Origin of the sequence: Allosalinactinospora lopnorensis (genome assembly GCF_000981225.1) — a bacterium.
GTDB classification, from domain to species: domain Bacteria; phylum Actinomycetota; class Actinomycetes; order Streptosporangiales; family Streptosporangiaceae; genus Allosalinactinospora; species Allosalinactinospora lopnorensis.
The window spans coordinates 1-16477 of record NZ_LAJC01000013.1; the positions used below are offsets into that span (position 1 = coordinate 1).

The 16477-nt window shown below is 70.6% G+C and carries 12 protein-coding genes and 3 pseudogenes; 8 read left to right on the plus strand and 7 right to left on the minus strand.

Annotated elements, in window-relative coordinates; genetic code table 11:
• Positions 1-47: 47 nt before the first annotated feature.
• The 3 genes and pseudogenes from VS93_RS27720 to VS93_RS06775 all read left to right on the plus strand — a co-directional run.
• A pseudogene (locus tag VS93_RS27720) lies at positions 48-1610 on the plus strand (IS1182 family transposase); the annotation flags it as partial.
• A 103-nt stretch (positions 1611-1713) separates the two neighbouring features.
• Complete coding sequence (locus VS93_RS06770) at positions 1714-2217, plus strand: IclR family transcriptional regulator (protein ID WP_082126680.1); 504 nt, start codon at positions 1714-1716, stop codon at positions 2215-2217.
• A 234-nt stretch (positions 2218-2451) separates the two neighbouring features.
• The gene (locus VS93_RS06775; protein ID WP_046469162.1) at positions 2452-4080 is read left to right on the plus strand and encodes a long-chain fatty acid--CoA ligase; all 1629 of its coding nucleotides are present in this window, start codon (positions 2452-2454) and stop codon (positions 4078-4080) included.
• Positions 4081-4269: 189 nt separating this feature from the next.
• Here the strand turns inward: VS93_RS06775 and VS93_RS32830 are convergent, their stop codons facing one another.
• The 4 genes from VS93_RS32830 to VS93_RS26735 all read right to left on the minus strand — a co-directional run bounded on the left by VS93_RS32830 (position 4270) and on the right by VS93_RS26735 (position 9078).
• Positions 4270-4416: a hypothetical protein gene (locus VS93_RS32830; protein WP_338022682.1), complete on the minus strand. Its 147-nt coding sequence runs from the start codon at positions 4414-4416 to the stop codon at positions 4270-4272.
• Between the two features lie 58 nt (positions 4417-4474).
• On the minus strand, positions 4475-4810 hold the full coding sequence (locus tag VS93_RS06780) for a YdhR family protein (protein ID WP_046469163.1): 336 nt from the start codon (positions 4808-4810) through the stop codon (positions 4475-4477).
• 243 nt (positions 4811-5053) lie between these two features.
• A complete protein-coding gene (locus tag VS93_RS06785; RefSeq protein WP_046469164.1) occupies positions 5054-6127 on the minus strand; it encodes a class I SAM-dependent methyltransferase in 1074 nt (357 codons plus the stop codon).
• Between the two features lie 218 nt (positions 6128-6345).
• Positions 6346-9078, minus strand: coding sequence for an ATP-binding protein (locus VS93_RS26735; RefSeq protein WP_162231648.1), 2733 nt, complete (start codon positions 9076-9078; stop codon positions 6346-6348).
• A 313-nt stretch (positions 9079-9391) separates the two neighbouring features.
• Between VS93_RS26735 and VS93_RS06795 the strand changes: the two genes are divergently transcribed.
• Positions 9392-10186, plus strand: coding sequence for a VOC family protein (locus tag VS93_RS06795; protein WP_046469165.1), 795 nt, complete (start codon positions 9392-9394; stop codon positions 10184-10186).
• Positions 10187-10198: 12 nt separating this feature from the next.
• On the opposite strand, the gene VS93_RS06800 is transcribed toward VS93_RS06795, so the two are convergent.
• From VS93_RS06800 to VS93_RS06810, 3 genes and pseudogenes are all read right to left on the minus strand, one after another.
• The gene (locus tag VS93_RS06800) at positions 10199-11020 is read right to left on the minus strand and encodes a hypothetical protein (RefSeq protein ID WP_046469166.1); all 822 of its coding nucleotides are present in this window, start codon (positions 11018-11020) and stop codon (positions 10199-10201) included.
• Positions 11021-11184: 164 nt separating this feature from the next.
• On the minus strand, positions 11185-11790 hold the full coding sequence (locus VS93_RS06805) for a TetR/AcrR family transcriptional regulator (RefSeq protein WP_046469167.1): 606 nt from the start codon (positions 11788-11790) through the stop codon (positions 11185-11187).
• A gap of 101 nt (positions 11791-11891) precedes the next feature.
• Positions 11892-12730: pseudogene (locus VS93_RS06810) on the minus strand (helix-turn-helix domain-containing GNAT family N-acetyltransferase).
• A gap of 98 nt (positions 12731-12828) precedes the next feature.
• Between VS93_RS06810 and VS93_RS06815 the strand changes: the two are divergent.
• The 4 genes and pseudogenes from VS93_RS06815 to VS93_RS06825 all read left to right on the plus strand — a co-directional run bounded on the left by VS93_RS06815 (position 12829) and on the right by VS93_RS06825 (position 16471).
• A complete protein-coding gene (locus VS93_RS06815; protein WP_046469168.1) occupies positions 12829-14163 on the plus strand; it encodes an FAD-dependent oxidoreductase in 1335 nt (444 codons plus the stop codon).
• A 139-nt stretch (positions 14164-14302) separates the two neighbouring features.
• Positions 14303-14626, plus strand: a pseudogene (locus VS93_RS31135) (MFS transporter); the annotation flags it as partial.
• Positions 14627-14717: 91 nt separating this feature from the next.
• Positions 14718-15413 (plus strand): MFS transporter, encoded by a 696-nt coding sequence (locus VS93_RS31140; RefSeq protein ID WP_236700381.1) that lies wholly within the window; start codon positions 14718-14720, stop codon positions 15411-15413.
• A complete protein-coding gene (locus VS93_RS06825) occupies positions 15410-16471 on the plus strand; it encodes a flavin-containing monooxygenase (RefSeq protein WP_046469169.1) in 1062 nt (353 codons plus the stop codon). Before VS93_RS31140 ends, VS93_RS06825 begins: the two co-directional genes overlap by 4 nt.
• The last annotated feature ends 6 nt before the right edge of the window (positions 16472-16477 follow it).

The following is a 16477-nucleotide window of genomic DNA, read 5'->3' on the forward strand; positions in this document are numbered from 1 at the left end:
ACTAGAAGGCTGCTGAAGATCTTGGGATTGTGGCCCCGCGGTGGATGCTGCGGGGCCACAATCGCGTGCATGCAGGGAGAATGGATGGTGGGTCCGTGGGGCCGGATGTGTGGGAGAGCTGTCGGCAGATGATCCCGCCCGATGGTGTGCATGCCTTCTTGGCCCAGCATCGTGAGGAGTTGTTTGAGCCCGAGGCGTTCGCTGATATGTACCCTTCGCCCAACGGGCGTCCCAGCGCGCCGCCCTCGGTGCTGGCCGCAGTGGTGGTCTTGCAAGCGCTGGAAGGCGCCTCTGATCGCGAGGCCGTCCAGAACCTGCGCTATGACCTGTGGTGGAAGGCGGCCTGCGGCCTGGGGCTGCATGATGGCGGTTTTGATCCTTCCCTGCTCACCTACTTCCGGCGGCGTTTGGCCGCCTTGGCCGATCCCCGCCGGGTCTTCACCATCACCAGCCGGGTGATCGCTGAGACCGGTGTGCTCAAGGCTCGTCAGCGTCGAGCGCTGGACTCGGCCGTGCTCGATGACGCGGTGGCCATCCAGGACACCGTTACCCAGATCATCGCCTGCATCCGCCGGGTGGCCCGCGAGGTGCCCGGCGCAGGGGAGGTGGTGGCCCGCCACTGTCGCGCCCATGACTACGCCGATCCGGGCAAGCCGCGCATCGCCTGGGAGGATGCCCAGGCCCGCGTCGGGCTGGTCGATGGCCTGGTCACCGACGCGATCAATGTTCTGGCCCATGTGCCCGAGCAGCCGCTGGGGCACGCGGCGGCCGACGCGGTGGGATTGCTCGCTCTGGTTGCCGGCCAAGACGTCGAGCCCGCCGCGGGCTCCGACGGCAGTGACGGGCGGTGGCGGATCTGTTCGGGCACCGCCTCGGATCGCGTGGTCTCCACTGTCGATGCTGACTCCCGGCATGTGCACAAGAGCCGGACCCAGCGCCAGGACGGATACAAGGCCCACGTGGCTGTGGAGCCCGAGACGGGGCTGTTCACCGCTGTTGCCTTGCGCCCGGGCAGCGGGCCAGACCACCACGAGGCCGTGATCGCCGCTGACCTGCTCGTTGACGAGTACGCCCCGTTGACCGTGCTGGGCGACAGCGCCTATAGCGCAGGGGAGCTGCGCGGGCTGCTGGCCGAATCCGGGCACCGGACGGTGATCAATCCCGCGCCGCTGCGTGCGGTTGTTGCTGGTGGCTTCACCCTGGACGACTTCACTATCGACACCGCGGCGGGACGGGTGGCCTGCCCGGCCGGGCACACGGTGGCTCTTGGTCGCGAAGGCGGGCCGCACCGTCAGCGCAAGGCCGAGTTCGGCCACCGGTGCGGCCCCTGCCCGCTGCGCCCACGCTGCACCACTGCCAAGAACGGGCGGATTGTGACCATCCGCCCGCACCACGACCTGCAGGCCGCTGCACGGCGCCGGGCATGTGAGGATCCGGGCTGGCAGGCGGAGTACCGCCGGTGGCGGCCCCCGGTCGAACGCTGTATCGCCTGGCTCGCGGACAAGGGCAACCGCCGATTGCGCTACCGCGGCACGGTAGACAACGACATCTGGCTCCACACGCGCGCCGCCGCGCTCAACCTACGGCGCCTGGTCAACCTCGGACTCACCCACACCCCGCAGCTGGACCCTGCAAGAAGCCGCTCCCCCAAGATCTTCAGCAGCCTTCTAGGCGCCGCTGACCGAGTCGTTGCGGACCCTGGCCCAGCCGTTCATGGAGGACCTCCACAGCGCGCTTCACCAGCATCTGCAACTGGCCGTCCTCGACGGACACGAGGCAGTGATCATCGAGCGGCTTTCCGAACCGCACGCTCAGAGACTGGTGTCGCGGGTCGGTGGACGTCTGCCGCTCCATTGTTCCGGCGTCGGAAAGGTGCTGCTCAGCCATGGTGGCCCGGAGCTGATCGAGAGCGTCTTGAATGGCGGGCTTCGTCGCTACACGCCGCGGACGGTGGTCGACCCGGCGGAACTGCGCAACGAGATCGCAGCGTGCCGCCGGACCGGCACTGCCGGCGTTCGCGGTGAGCTGACCGAGGAGGCCGACTCGGTGGCCACGCGAATCGTCGACGGCCACGGTCGCGTCGTCGCGGCGCTGTCGGTGGTGCTCCGGGCGGGCTCGGTCAAGCACCAGGCCGCCCTTCCGTCGGTCCTGGCGAGTGGTCTGGGGATCTCGCGGCTGCTCGGGTGGCGACCCGGCATCCGGGTCCGCGAAGGCTGAGCCCCTCCGTCGGCACCGGACTGCGCGTGTCCGGGCCCGTGCCGTGGTGTGCCCGTTGGAGTCAGGGGGAACCTCATGAGCGGACGGCCCCGCCGCGGTGGCGGTTCGTCGCATATGACGAGTCGTTCGGGCTATGGACACCGGTGGCGGAGAGGACCGGGCTCGCGGCGCCCCGCCGGGATGCGGCCCGATAAAGCGATTCCAGCAACTCCTGAACACCCCAAGGGAGCGACCATGTTGAGCACGATGCAGGACGGAAATCTCTCGATCGCGAACCTGTTGCGGCACGGCAGCGTTGCGCACGCGGCCAGTGAAATCGTCACGTGGACCGGAGCGGACGCGCGCCGGTCAACCTTCGCCGAGGTGGGGCGGAACTCGGCGCGGCTGGCCAACGCGTTGCGCGGTCTCGGTGTCACGGGCGACCAGCGGGTCGGAACGTTCATGTGGAACAACGCCGAGCACATGGTCGCCTACTGCGCGATCCCGTCGATGGGGGCGGTGCTGCACACCCTCAACATCCGGCTGTTCCCCGACCAGTTGGTCTACATCGCCAACCACGCCGAGGACCGGGTGATCCTGGTCGACGGCACCCTCGGGCCGATGCTGGCCAAGCACCTCCCGTCGATGACGACCGTCGAGCACGTGATCGTGACCGGCGGCGACGCCGGCGTCCTGGAGGCCCCGCACGGTGTCGAGGTGCACTCCTACGACGAGCTGCTGGCGGCCCAACCGGACGTCTTCGACTGGCCCGATATCGACGAGCGCTCCGCCGCGGCGATGTGTTACACCTCCGGCACCACCGGGGATCCGAAAGGCGTCGTCTACTCGCACCGGTCGATCTGGCTGCACTCGATGCAGGTCTGCATGAGCGACAGCATGCGCCTGGCCCAGGGCGACACCGCGCTGGCGATCGTGCCGATGTTTCACGCGATGTCCTGGGGCCTGCCCTACGCCGCGCTGATGGTCGGCGCCTCACTGGTGATGCCCGATCGGTTCCTGCAGCCCGGTCCGATCGCGGAGATCCTGGCGGCCGAGAGACCGGCCTTCGCCGCGGCGGTGCCCGCCATCTGGCAGGGGCTGCTCCAGCACCTCGAAGCGCACCCGCAGGACATCTCGCACCTGCGCGAGGTCATCATCGGCGGGTCCGCGGCGCCGCCGTCGCTGATGCACGCGTTCGAGGAGCGCTACGGTGTCCCGGTGCTGCACGCGTGGGGCATGACGGAGACCTCGCCGCTGGGCAGCGTCGCCCGTCCTCCGGCGCGGACCACGGGAAGGGAGCGGTGGGCGTACCGCTACACGCAGGGCCGCTTTCCCGCGTCGGTGCGGGCGCGGCTGGTGGGGGAAACCGGCGCGGAACTGCCGTGGGACAACGAGTCCGTGGGCGAGCTGGAGGTCCGGGGGCCGTGGATCGCGGAGTCTTACTACGGCGGTGCGGACGTCGATCCGGAGAAGTTCCGCGACGGCTGGCTGCGCACCGGGGACGTCGGCACGATCAGCCCCGACGGTTTCCTGACCCTGACCGACCGGACCAAGGACGTGATCAAGTCCGGGGGCGAGTGGATCTCGTCGGTGGGCCTGGAGAACCACGTGATGAGCCACCCGGCCGTGGTCGAGGCCGCGGTGATCGGCGTTCCGGACGAGAAATGGGACGAGCGTCCGCTGGTTGCGGTGGTGGTGGCCGAGGGGCAGCAGGTCACCGCGGGTGAGCTGCGCGAGTTCCTGACCGACAAGGTCGCCCGGTGGCAGATGCCCGAGCAGTGGACGTTCGTCGACGAGGTGCCCAAGACCAGCGTCGGCAAGTTCGACAAGAAGCGGCTGCGTACCTCGTATTCCCAGGGAGAGCTCGACGTCACCCGCGCCTGAGCGCCACTGGTCGGCACGTCCGACCCCCACCCGGGCGAGTGCCAGGGTGGCCGTTGCGCATCGCTGAGAGTCCTCACGCGGCCCGGGCGTGCTTCCTATCAGGTGGCCCGTCGCGGTCTGGCGCGGCTCTGGGCGGAGGCTGGTGCCCCGGGTGGCCGTGCGGGTGGGGCACCAGCCGGCGCTGTGGCTCTACACGGCCGTGACGTAGTGGGCATCGAACCCGGCCACCCGGCGCGAATTCCGCACGAACCTGTCCACCAGCCCGGACTCACCGGTAGTGGTGTCGGTGCGCCGCAGGTTCACCGGGCGGATGCACACCCCTTTGTCGGTGGCCACCCGCTCGGCGTCCTCGCCCAAAAGACCATGTAGGGCGGAATTTCCCCGGTGACGGTCGTCAGGCGGTCGAACCCGACACCATTCCGGCGACCGGACCGCCGGTGATCGAGGTCGGTTTGGACAACACGACCATGGTCCGGGTTTGCAGGTCGACGAACCGGGGGTCGTTCACCAGGATCTGGACCGGCCCATTCTGTAGATAACGTTCCGCATTGTCGCGGGTCTCCCAGAGGTACACCCCGCCGTAGGCGTGGTCGTCGTCGGGATCAGCAAGGAAGATCTTGCTGATCAGACCAGGCATCCCGCCGTACTGCGTTGCCACGCGGTCGTTGAGGACCGCGAACTCGTCCGGGGAGATTCCATCGAGGCGGAAGGTGATGATCTGCAGGTACATGAGTTTCCTCCGTGGGATGGTTTCTGCGGTGGTCGGCTCTTTCACGTGTTCGTCCACGCCGGTAACCGGCATGGGGGTGCCGCGGTCGAGAGGATCCGCCGCTCAGAGCGCGTAGTCGGGGCCCGACGCGGACGGGCCCCGATTCCCCTCGGCAGGGTTCGGGCGGCGTCCTGCGCGAACGCCTCGGCCCGCGGGCTTCCCTGAGGGGAGTTCCGGCGTATGCCGCGGGAACGCCGCCGACTGCTATGGGCGCGCCTGGAGCACCATGTTGAACTGCGTCTTCGCCGCCACCCGGACGTCGCCGAACCCCGCTGCGGTGAGGAGTTCGCGCAGCGCCGCCTCGCCGGCTTGGGCCCCCAACGCTGATCCTCCCTGGTCAAGGGCGTTCGGAACGCACATGTAGGTGGAGCCGGAGTAGAACATCCGGCCGACCGGGTTCAGGTTGTCGGTGACCGAGTCTCCCGTCCGCGGCTCGACGATCATCCAACTGCCGCCCGGAACGAGCGACTCGCGCACCCGGCGCGCGGCCGCGAACGGGTCCCCGTAGTCGTGCAGCGCGTCGAACGTGCACACCAGGTCATAGCCCAACGCCGGGATATCGGCGGCGTCGCGGGTTTCGAAGGTGACCCGGTCGGCCACCCCGGCGTCGTCGGCGGCGTCGCGGGCCCGGGCGATCGAGGCGGCGTGGTAGTTGAAGCCGTGGAAGGTCGAGGCCGGGAAGGACTTGGCCAGCAGCACTGTGGTGACCCCGTGTCCGCAGCCGACGTCGGCGACCCTCGCGCCCGCCCTGAGCCGCTCGGACACTCCGTCGAGTGCGGGAATCCAGTCGGTGAGCAGGTAGGTGCGGTAACCGGCGGCGTAGAACCCGGCGGTGCCGCAGACCACGTCGTCGCTCTGGTCGTGCCAGCCCCGCCCGGCACCGGTACGCATGCCGTTTTCCAGCCGGTCAAGGCCGCTTAGCACGTTCACTGACAGCTCGAACATCGCGGCCGCGTTCACCGGACCCTCCGGGTCGAAGACGAGCGACTGCTCGGGACTGAGCCCGAAACGGTCACTGTCGGCGTGGTAGGTCAGGTAGCCCCCGGCGGCCTGCGCTCTGGCCCACTCCCGGACGTACCGCTCGGCGGTGCCGGTGCGCTCGGCGAGTTCGGCGGTGGTCAGCGGACCGTCATCGAGGGCGGCGTACAGGCCCAGTCGGGAGCCGAGTACGACCAGTCCGGCGGCCATGGTCGCGCCGGCGTCGACGACTGCGTTGCCCAGCAGGCGTTCGAGGCGGGCGGAGTCGAAGAGAAGGTGTTGTGTCTCGGTGGCGATCATCCCAGAACGCTCCTCAGGTGCCGGTGGGCCGATGGCGGCGTTGGCGACGGCGTCCGGTGGCCTCGCCGGGGCGCGGTCATCGGTTCCGCGGCGTGTCGGTGCGCGGCGGCGACACAGAACGGCATGGTGCAGCGGGTGTGCATGGTTTCCTTCCGGGCCGGTTTCCTACTCTCACCCGGAAAGGCGGAAGGCGGGGCCTTACGGTGTGGGGCGCGGCCTTACAGGTCCCACGCCGGCGCCGGATCGGGCCGGTAGGCGCACCACGCCCCGGTGTGCACCGCGTTGCGCAGGTGGGCGCCGAGGACCGGGTGGGCCGTGTCGATGCGCTTGATCGCCGCGCGGATCCGCCAGGTCACCGCGGAGCGGGCACGGTCGGTGCCGCTTCCGTCGCGGCGGGGGCGGCCGCCCAACCCGCTGGCCGCGGTGAGCTGGCTGAGTAGCAGTTCCATTTCGACGCCGGCCTTCTCCGCCCGTCCGCGGTCGTTGGCGTCTTCGGCCTCGGCCAGCTCCTCCTGCAGTTCGATCACCCGCGCCTGGTACTCGCGGCGGGCGCGCTCGTCCAGGATCGGGCCGGTGTCGGCCTGTTCCACCATTGCGCCCACCAGTTCGGTGCAGTGCACCTCCCGGTCCGGGCGGGCGAGCAGCACGGCGAGGTCGTGCAGTCCTTTGAGGTCGGGGAGCCGGACAGTGGTGCGCGCGAACGACAGGGTCCAGATGGCGCCGTCGAGCCGGAAGACGTTCGCCGGCTCACGCTCGGGCTCCTCGTGGGAGGCCGCGGGACCTGTCGTCGCGGGCTCAGGCCCACCCGGCCGGTCCGTTAGGCCGACCGGGGCGGCGGTGAGGGCGGCGAGTTCGCGGCGGGCCAGCGCCACCGCGTCGGCCAGCGACGGCTCCGTCGGCACCATTGCCGTGCCGGCGGTCGGCGCGGCCGCCATCCGCGCGAGTTCCCGGTTCGCCTCTGCCGGGCTGAGAGCGTCGACGACGTCGCCGTGCGCCGATACCGCGGACCGCCACAGCAGCCCGGCCGTGTCGGTGTGCCGTTCGGCCAGCAGTACGAGCCGCGCGACCCAGCGCAGCGTCTCCCGGATCTCCGACGCGTAGCCGATCCCGGTGTAGGCGTCGAGCGCCCGGGCGAGCAGCCCGGCCGCCTCCGTGTGCCGACCTGCCCGTAGGGACAGTGCCCCCAGCGCACGCAGGCTTATGCCGGCGCCGATCGGGTAGTCGACCCGCTCGCAGTACGCGGCGGCCTCCTCCAGGGTGGCCCGTCCGGCCACCGGGTCGCGCAGCGCGATCAGGCACGCCTGGATCGACGCGGCCCACGCCTCCAGTGCCGGGCTGCCGATCCCGGCCGCGGCCCGGTACGCCGTGCCTGCCTGGGTGACGGCCTCCTCTGTCCGTCCCAGTGCTGCCAACGCGATGGCTCGGAAGGTCAGCAGCTCGTTGTGCCAGGGGACCATGTCGTATGCGACGGCGTGCTCGATCGCCTCCTCCACCCAGCGCAGCGCGTGTTCGTTGCGGCCCGCCATCCGGTCGTGGAAGAAGAGCGCCCGGCGGGCGTTGACCTCCGCCAGCCCGGACCGGGCATCGACGATGGCCCGGTGGGCCAGTGCGGCGCCGCGCGCACCCGAACCACGCAGTACGTGCGCGACCGAGGCCGCCGCCGCGGCTTCGGCCCAGCGTTCCGTGGCCTCGTCCGGCCAGCGTTCCAGCAGCAGGTCGCCGAGCTCGGCAACGGGCATCGCGTTGCGCTTCTTGAGCAGTCCGCACAGCGGAACGAACAGCGGCAGCGCCCGGTCGGGCCGGTCGTCGTGGTCGATGCACCAGCGCAGTGCCTCGTCGACGTCGCCGTGCACATTCTGCAGGGTGACGAACAGGTCCATCGGCCAGGCCCGCAGCATCCGTCCCCGAGTGGCGACGGCGGTGGCCACGATCGAGGCGACCCAGCGGTCCCGCACCGTGCCCAGTTCGCCGCGTTCGGCCAGCCGTGCCCTGGCATAGCTGCGCAACGTGTCCAGCAGCCCGTACCAGGTGCGTCCCTCCCGCTGTTCGATGGTGACCAGTGACTGCACGACGAGCTGGTCGAGCAGCTTCACTGTGTCAAGCGGATCGGCCCCCGGCTCGGCCGCCACCGCATGCGCGGTGTCCGCGGTGAACCGCCCGGAGAACACCCCGACCCGTTCGAAGTATCTCCGAGCCGCCGCGGGCAGCCGGTCGTAGGACCAGCTGATCGCCGCCTCCAGGCTGCGGTGCCGCTCCGGTCCGCGGTCGCGGTTCTGGCTGAGCAGCCCGAGCCTGCGGTCGAGGTGATCGAGTGCCTCGTTCGGGGTCAGGCTGCGCATCCGGGCCGCGGCCAGCTCGATGGCCAGCGGCAGCCCGTCGAGGCGCCGGCACAGTGCCGTGATCGCCTCGGCGTCGGAGGTCAGGCTCAGGGGCGCGCCGACCGCGACGGCGCGAGCCAGAAACAGCCGTACCGCGGGCGAGTCCCCCGCGGTCTCCAAGTCTGACGGCAGCTCCAGCGCGCCCAGGGCGAGCACCCGCTCCACCGGTAGGTCGAGCGGCTCCCTGCTGGTGGCCAGTACGGTAACGCCGGCGTAGCGCTCGACCAGCCGCGCCACCACATCGGCGGCGGCGTCGAGAACGTGCTCGCAGTTGTCCAGGACCAGCAGCCGCGCTTCCTCGTCGAGCCCGAGCATGGCGGTCTCCAGGGAGGGGAAGCCCAGCGCATCAGCGACGGCGAACGGAACGGCGGCCGAGTCGCCCACCTCGCTCAGCTCGCACACGGCGACCCTGCGGCCGGTTCTCCCGACCGTCTCGGCGGCGGCCAGCCCCAGGCGGGTTTTCCCCACCCCGCCGGCCCCGGTCACTGTCAACAGCGGCGTCTCTTCGAGTAACGCACAGACCCGGGCCAGCTCACTTTCCCGGCCCAGCAGCCCCGTAGCCACACGTCGCATCCGTTGCCCCCATGGCAAACGGCTCGGGCTCCACTGAACCCCCGGCCCGAACAGCGCCAGTATACGGATATATCACCAGGTGGGAAGGGTGATGCCAGCGTGAGTCCCTCCGTGCGGAGGGCGATCACCGGCCGTTCCCGGCGTCTGAACGCGCGGCACCGGAACCGGGACCGCCGTCCACCACAGGCGTCGGCGAGAGCGCGCCTTCCTCCGTGTTGGCGGAAATTTGGCAGGTTCGAAAACAGCCCGCGGGCGAATATCGGGGGCGGATGGCGCACCCTGGGGAGAGCAGCGATCTGCGAAGGGAATCACCATGCTGACCACTGACCTCATCCCTGGCTCCCCGTGTTGGATCGATCTCGGCGCTCCGGATGTCGACGCCGCGGTCGCCTTCTATGGCTCGGTTTTCGGCTGGGAGTACCGGCCCTTCGAGTCGGAGGGGGACGGGTACGGCTTCTTCCAAATGGACGGAAGGACGGTCGCCGCGGTCGGCCCGCTCACGGAGGAGGGGGCGAGCTCGGCCTGGATGATCTACTTCGCCACCCCCGATGCGCAGGCCACGGCCCAGACCGTGGAGGGGTCGGGCGGCACGGTGCGGGTCGCCCCGTTCGATGTCAACGGTGAGGCCCGAATGGCCCAGTTCACCGACCCCCTGGGGGGCGAGTTCGCCGTCTGGCAGGCGGTGAAGAACCAGGGGCTGGAAGCGGTGAACGAACCGGGCGCCCTGAACTGGATCGAGCACTACACCACCGACGCGGACGCCGCGAAGGAGTTCTACGGCACCGTCTTCGGATGGACGACCCAGGGCATGCCGCTACCGGGCGGCGGGGGGACATATTGGCTCATCAATCCCTCCGGCCACGGCGAGGAGCGCATGCAGGGCGGCATCATGCAGCTCGCAGCGGAAGATCTTGCCTTGAGTGGCGGCCGCCCCTATTGGCACCCGGTGTTCGAGGTCGCGGACTGCGATGCCGCGGTCGCCAGGGTCGCCGAGAACGGCGGCAGCGTACAGATGGGACCGGAGGACGCTGAGGGGGTCGGGCGGCTGGCCGTCTGCCTCGACCTCTCCGGTGCGGACTTCGTGCTGCTCACCCCTACGGAAGGCTGATGTACCGGCTGTTCAGAACCGGTCGCCCACCCAGGCGAGCACTCCCCGGCGCGGGAGGCAGGACGCCGCAGCGAGCGTACCGGAGACCGCCAGACCGCCGAGCCAGCCGATGTGGTGGATGAGCGCACTGGTGAGAACGGCGGCACCGAGCGCGATTCCGAAGACGTAGACGAGTACACGTGCGATGAACGCACTGGCGGTCGACGCCGAGGACCGGATTCCGGCCCGTCGGCGTTCCGCGTTGTGCCAGCGGGCCATCATGCCCAGCATGAGCGGAAGCATGACGGCACCCATCCCGTAGAGGGTGAGAGCGACGCCGGAGGACAGCCACTCGGCTGCGTTGGCCAGGGGCGCGCCGGATTCCCACGCGGCGAGGTCCGCGGCGGTGGAAGAGAGGAAGCGCCGGTACCCGGTGCCGTCCCAGCCGTGCACCAGGATGAGGAAGAAACCGAAGTAGCCGCCGAGGAACTGCAGAGCGGCCAACCGGTTCCGCCCGAGCCGGACCAGCCGCCGGGTGGCGACGAAACCGGCGGCCCCCAGGGCGGTGTTGGTGGCTGCGAACGCGGCCACCACCCAGGCCGGGATCGCGGCGTGTCCGCTGGCCGCGTGCATGGTCTCCCAACCGGGAAAGGCCCATAGCAGCCAGGCTCCGCTCGGAGCGAAGACCACCGCGAAGAACAGCACCGACGCGGTGAAGTGCGGGTTCCGCAGTACATCTCCGCCTCCTTCGCCCTCCGGAGGTAGGCCTGTCATCTCCGCTCGCGGACGCTCTCCAGCGGCAAGGGCGAATCCCGCCCCGATGGCGTATGACCAGAACACGTCGACCTGCACCATGCCAACTCCTGTAGAAGCCGCACAAGAACGGAATGACTAGTCATTCTACTTATGAGTAAGTTATGGGCAAGAGGCTGATCACCGGTTTTCGGAACAGTCGGCCCGGCCTGCTCTTCCGCTGGAGAAGGGGGGAGGGCGCGGTGGCCCGGGGAGCAGGAGGCCGACTAACGGGCGGTGATGCCGTCGAACATCAGGTCGGTGAACCCGCGGATCCACCGCTCGCTGTTGATCGCCTCCTCGCGGCCGAGCGCGTTCAGCGCCCCCAGGAGAATCATGCCGTTCACACCTCGCGCGGTGATCTCGATATCCAGATCGGCGCGCAGGAACCCCTTGTCCACACCGTTGCGCAGGTAGGACTCGGTGAGTGAGAACAGCGACTCGGCCGCCTCGGACACGCGCGCGGTGATCTCGGCGTCGACGTTGGAGGCGTGCATTGTCAGCAGGCGGACGAGGTGGTCGTCGTCGCGGAGGAGGCGGAAGAGGGCGGCGCCGATGCGCTCGACCTGAGCGCGGTATTCCTGCGCAGTGTCGCTGGCCCCCGGATCCTCGTCGGCCAGCGCCGCCATGATGCGGTCCACAGCGTGGTCGAGCACGTGCCGCAACAGGTCGAGCTTGCTCTCGAAGTAGCGGTAGAAGGTACCGTGCCCGGCCCCGAGTTCACGGGCGATGTCCGCCACCCCGGTGTTGTGGTAGCCGCGCTCGGCGAAGACCCGCGAGGCAACGGCGATGATCTCGCGCTGCCGGCGGTCGACCAGTTCCTGTTTCGTCATCACTCCAGCAGCGATCCTAACGCCCCCTTCCGGTGATCCTGCGGAGACCGGGCCGCCTCCCATGCGGCGCCGGACGACTTCCGCGGGATCGCCGAGGTTTCCTAATCGAGCGGGGAGCGGCGTTCCAGGAGGACGGTGTCGCGCCAGACACCATGGTGCTGCGCGATGCGCTCGCGCACGCCGACGGTGCGGAACCCGGCGGCGTGGTGCAGGGTGAGGCTGGCGCGGTTCTCGGGGAAGATCGAGGTCTGCAGGGTCCACAGGTCGCCCGCGTCGGCGGCGGTGACCTGCTTGTGCAGCAGAGCCCTTCCGACGCCCCTGCCCCGGAAGTCGCAGCCGACATAGACCGATGTCTCGGCCACTCCGGCGTAGCACTCCCGGGCGGATACCGGGCAGGCGGCGGCCCAGCCGGCGACCTCTCCGTCGATCTCGGCCACCCATCGGTGCTCGGGCAGCCACTTGGCTTCCAGGGTGGTACGGGGCGGCACCTGGGTCTCGAAGGTGGCGTGCCCCATTGCGATGCCCTCGGCGTAGATGCGTCGCACCGCGGGCCAGTCAGCGGCGTGCAGGGCCCGGACGCGCACGTCCGCGGGCAGGTTGTCCGGGCAGCACGGGCGGGGCGCGAGCATGCCCATCACCGCGTCGGCGGCGTGCGGCAGTCCGGTGCAGCAGGCGGAGTTGACCGAGACCAGGGTGGCGGTGCCCTCCTCCGGGCGAGCACGAACCCGACCTCGGCCAGTTTGCGCACGTGGTGCGAACAGGTGGACTGGCTGATCCGCAGGATCTCGGTGAGCGAGCCCACGGTGATGCCCTTCGGGCTGGTGGCGACGGCGTGCAGCAGCCGCACCCGTGTGGGGTCGGCCAGACAGGCGAACCAATCGGCGTAGGTGGCCGCGTCGGCGGTGGGCAGGACCTCGGCCTGCGGGAGCGGGATCGTCATGCTCCCATTATCGACCAGAATCGATGGTTGATTTAATCGATGGCGGCCGATACATTTTCCTTCGTTGGATCGATGTTCGTCGATTAAAGGAGTGCGGGATGACCGAGTTGCCGGTGGTCGTGGTGGGGGCGGGCCCGGTCGGACTGGCCGCGGCAGCGCACCTGGCGGAACGGGGCCTTCCCTCCCTGGTGCTGGAGGCCGGTCCGAGTGCGGGGGCGGCGGTGGCCCAGTGGCACCACGTCCGGTTGTTCTCCCGGTGGCCGGAGCTAGTGGACCCGGTAGCCGCCCGGACGCTGGAGACCACCGGTTGGCGGTCGCCCGACCCGGAGGCCTGCCCCACGGGGGCGGAGTGGGCCGATGCGTACCTGCGGCCGCTGGCCGCGGTGCTGGGGGAACGGGTGCGTTTCGGCACCCGGGTGGTCGGAGTGGCCAGGCGCGGCCGGGACCTGGTCGTGGACGCCGGACGTGAGACCGAACCCCTGACGGTGCACGTGCGTACGGCCGCGGGCGAGGAGCGGATCGCCGCGCGGGCGGTGATAGACGCCTCCGGCACCTGGACGGCACCGAATCCCCTGGGCGGCGACGGCCTCCCGGCATTGGGGGAGGCCGCCGCCGAGCGGATCGTCTACCGGGTGCCGGATCTGGCCGACCCCAACGTTCGGGCCCGGTACGCGGGCAACCGGATCGCGCTCGCCGGCAGCGGCCATTCCGCCCTTACCGCCCTGGTCGCCTTCGCCGACCTGGCGGAAGAGCACCCGGGCACCGAGATCGTGTGGCTGCTGCGCCGCGGTACGGCAGGCAACGTCTTCGGTGGGGCCGAGGCCGACCAGTTGCCGGCTAGGGGAGCACTGGGCCGGCGCGCGAAGGCCGCGGCACAGGCCGGGTACGTGCGCACGGTGACCGGGTTCCGCACCGCCTCGGTGGAGCGCGTCCCGGACGGGCGGCTGGTGCCGGCCTCCCTCGACGGGCGTCGGCTGGACCCGGTGGACGAGGCCGTCGTGCTGACCGGGTTCCGGCCGGACCTGTCCTGGCTGTCGGAGGTGCGGCTGGACCTCGACCCGGTCCTCCAGGCGCCGCGCGCGCTGGCGCCGCTGATCGATCCGAACGTGCACTCCTGCGGGACCGTGTACCCGCACGGCGCGAAGGAGCTGGCGCATCCCGAGCCTGATGTGTTCCTGGTCGGGATGAAGAGCTACGGGCGGGCGCCCACCTTCCTGGCGATGACCGGCTACGAGCAGGTCCGCTCCGTGGTCGCGGCGATCGCCGGAGACCATGCTGCCGCCGAGCGGGTGGAGCTGACGCTGCCGGAGACCGGGGTGTGCGGCGGGGCGGACCTGTTCGACGAGCCGGCCGAGACCGCCACCGAGGGCTGCTGCGGTCCGCCGTCCGGCCCGGTCGAGGCGGCCATCACCGTTCCTGGTCCCGGCCGCTGACGGCGTGGCCGAGACGATCCGGTCCGCACCAGGGACCGCGCGGGCCGGTGGGCTGTCGCGCACGGGGCTGCGCCGGGTCCTGATCGCCCTCTGCGTTACCGAGGTCACCAGCTGGGGCGTGCTGTACTACGCGTTTCCGGTGCTGGCCCCCTCGATCAGCGCCACGACCGGCTGGTCGATGCCGGCGGTGACCGCGGCGTTCTCGGCCGGGCAGCTCACCGCCGCGCTTGTGGGCATCCCGGTCGGTCGCTGGCTCGACCGGTACGGGCCCCGCGGGGTGATGACCGCGGGGTCGCTGCTGGCGGTGCCCGCCATGGCGGCGATCGCGACCGCGCAGAACCTGGCGTGGTTCGTCGCCGCGTGGGTTCTGGCCGGGATCGCGATGGGCGGCGTGCTCTACCCGCCGGCGTTCGCCGCCCTGACCCGCTGGTACGGGGCCCGGCGGGTCGGAGCGCTCACCGTGCTCACCCTCGCCGCGGGGCTGGCGAGCACCGTGTTCGCCCCTCTGACGGCCGTGCTCGGGGGCCCACCTGGACTGGCGGCACGTCTACCTGGTGCTTGGGGCGGTACTCGCGGCCATCACCATCCCCGGCCATCTGTGGGGCCTGCGGGGGCCGTGGCCGGACCACACCCCCGACCCGGGCGAGTCCCCGGAGGCGTCGCACGCACCGGCGCGGATCGTGCGCGGCCGCCCGTTCATCACGCTCGTGCTCGCGTTCGCGCTGACCACCTTCGCGGCGTTCGCGGTGGTCATCAACCTTGTGCCGCTGCTCACCGAGCGTGGTGTCAGTGCCGGCTCGGCGGCGGTCGTCCTCGGTCTCGGCGGCGTCGGCCAGGTGCTCGGCCGGCTCGGCTACGCCCCGCTCACGCGGAGATTCAGCGTGCGCGGCCGAAGCCTGCTGGTGCTGCTCGCCGTCGCCGCCACCACAGCGCTGCTCGGCCTGCTCACTTCGCTCGCGGCACTGATCGCCGCGGCGGTCGTCGCCGGCATGGCCCGCGGCGCGCTCACACTGCTGCACGCCACCGCGATCACCGACCGCTGGGGCGCCGCCAATTACGGGCACCTCAACGGCATGCTGTCCGCGCCGTTGACCATCACCATCGCGCTCGCACCGTGGGCCGGTGCCGCGCTCGCCGGAGTGCTCGACGGCTACTCCCCCATGTTCCTCGTGCTCGCCGCGATCACCCTGGTCGGTGCCGCACTCGGGATGGCGAGCACACCACGTCCATCCGTCAGGAGGTACACGTGAACGACGTCGTCGTGATCGGTGCGGGCCAGTCCGGTCTCACCGCCGCACGCGCGCTGCGCGCGCACGGCCTTGCCCCGCTCGTGCTCGAAGCCGGCCCGGAACCGACGGGATCCTGGCCGCACTACTACGACAGCCTCGCCCTCTTCTCGCCCGCCCGTTACAGCGCGCTGCCGGGCCTGCCGTTCCCCGGCGACCCCGATCACTACCCGCACCGCGACGAGGTGGTCGACTATCTGCGCCGCTACGCCGCGGACCTGGACGCGGAGATCCGCACCGGAACCCGCGTCAGTTCCGTGGAAGCGGACGGCGACGGCGGTTTCCACGTACGCACCACCGCGGGCGAGACCCTGCACACCGCGGGCGTCGTGGCCGCGAGCGGATCGTTCGGCAACCCCTACACTCCGGTGCTGCCCGGACAGGACGGCTTCACCGGCCGCCTGCTGCACGTCGCCGACTACCGCGGCCCCAAGGACCACGCCGGCGAGCGCATCGTGGTCGTCGGCGCCGGAAACTCCGCTGTGCAGGTCGGATACGAGCTCGCCGGCGTCGCCTCGGTCACGCTCGCCACCCGGCATCCACTCGCCTTCCTGTCCCAGCGCCCCCATGGGCGGGACTTCCATTACTGGATCACCAGCAACGGCTTCGACCACCTGCCGCCCGAATGGCTGGCCCGCATCGTCACGACCACACTCGTCCTGGACACCGGCGACTACCGCAACGCCCTCGACTCGGGGCGGATGGACCAGCGCCGCGTGTTCACCGCATTCGACGGCGACCAGGTCGTCTGGTCGGACGGTGTGCGCGAGAGGGTGGACACGGTCGTCTTCGCCACCGGTTACCGGCCCGACCTCGACTACCTGCGGCCATTGGGGGCACTCGACAACGGCATGCCCCAGCACGTCGGCGGCCTTTCGGCGGCCACTCCGGGGCTCGTCTACGTCGGACTGGAGTTCCAGCGGTCGTTCTCGTCCAACACCCTGCGCGGCGTGTACCGCGATGCCGAGCATGTCGTGCCGCCGCTCGCCGCGCACATGGCCCCCGCTGTTTTCGGACTGTGACCCCTC

Bases quoted from the DNA above. Each gene is read 5' to 3' on its own strand.
- VS93_RS06785 (WP_046469164.1), bottom strand. From the start codon at position 6,127: ATGATCGCCACCGAGACACAACACCTTCTCTTCGACTCCGCCCGCCTC.
- VS93_RS06770 (WP_082126680.1), top strand. From the start codon at position 1,714: ATGGAGGACCTCCACAGCGCGCTTCACCAGCATCTGCAACTGGCCGTC.
- VS93_RS06795 (WP_046469165.1), top strand. From the start codon at position 9,392: ATGCTGACCACTGACCTCATCCCTGGCTCCCCGTGTTGGATCGATCTC.
- VS93_RS06780 (WP_046469163.1), bottom strand. From the start codon at position 4,810: ATGTACCTGCAGATCATCACCTTCCGCCTCGATGGAATCTCCCCGGAC.
- VS93_RS06800 (WP_046469166.1), bottom strand. From the start codon at position 11,020: ATGGTGCAGGTCGACGTGTTCTGGTCATACGCCATCGGGGCGGGATTC.
- VS93_RS26735 (WP_162231648.1), bottom strand. From the start codon at position 9,078: ATGCGACGTGTGGCTACGGGGCTGCTGGGCCGGGAAAGTGAGCTGGCC.
- VS93_RS06775 (WP_046469162.1), top strand. From the start codon at position 2,452: ATGTTGAGCACGATGCAGGACGGAAATCTCTCGATCGCGAACCTGTTG.
- VS93_RS06815 (WP_046469168.1), top strand. From the start codon at position 12,829: ATGACCGAGTTGCCGGTGGTCGTGGTGGGGGCGGGCCCGGTCGGACTG.
- VS93_RS06805 (WP_046469167.1), bottom strand. From the start codon at position 11,790: ATGACGAAACAGGAACTGGTCGACCGCCGGCAGCGCGAGATCATCGCC.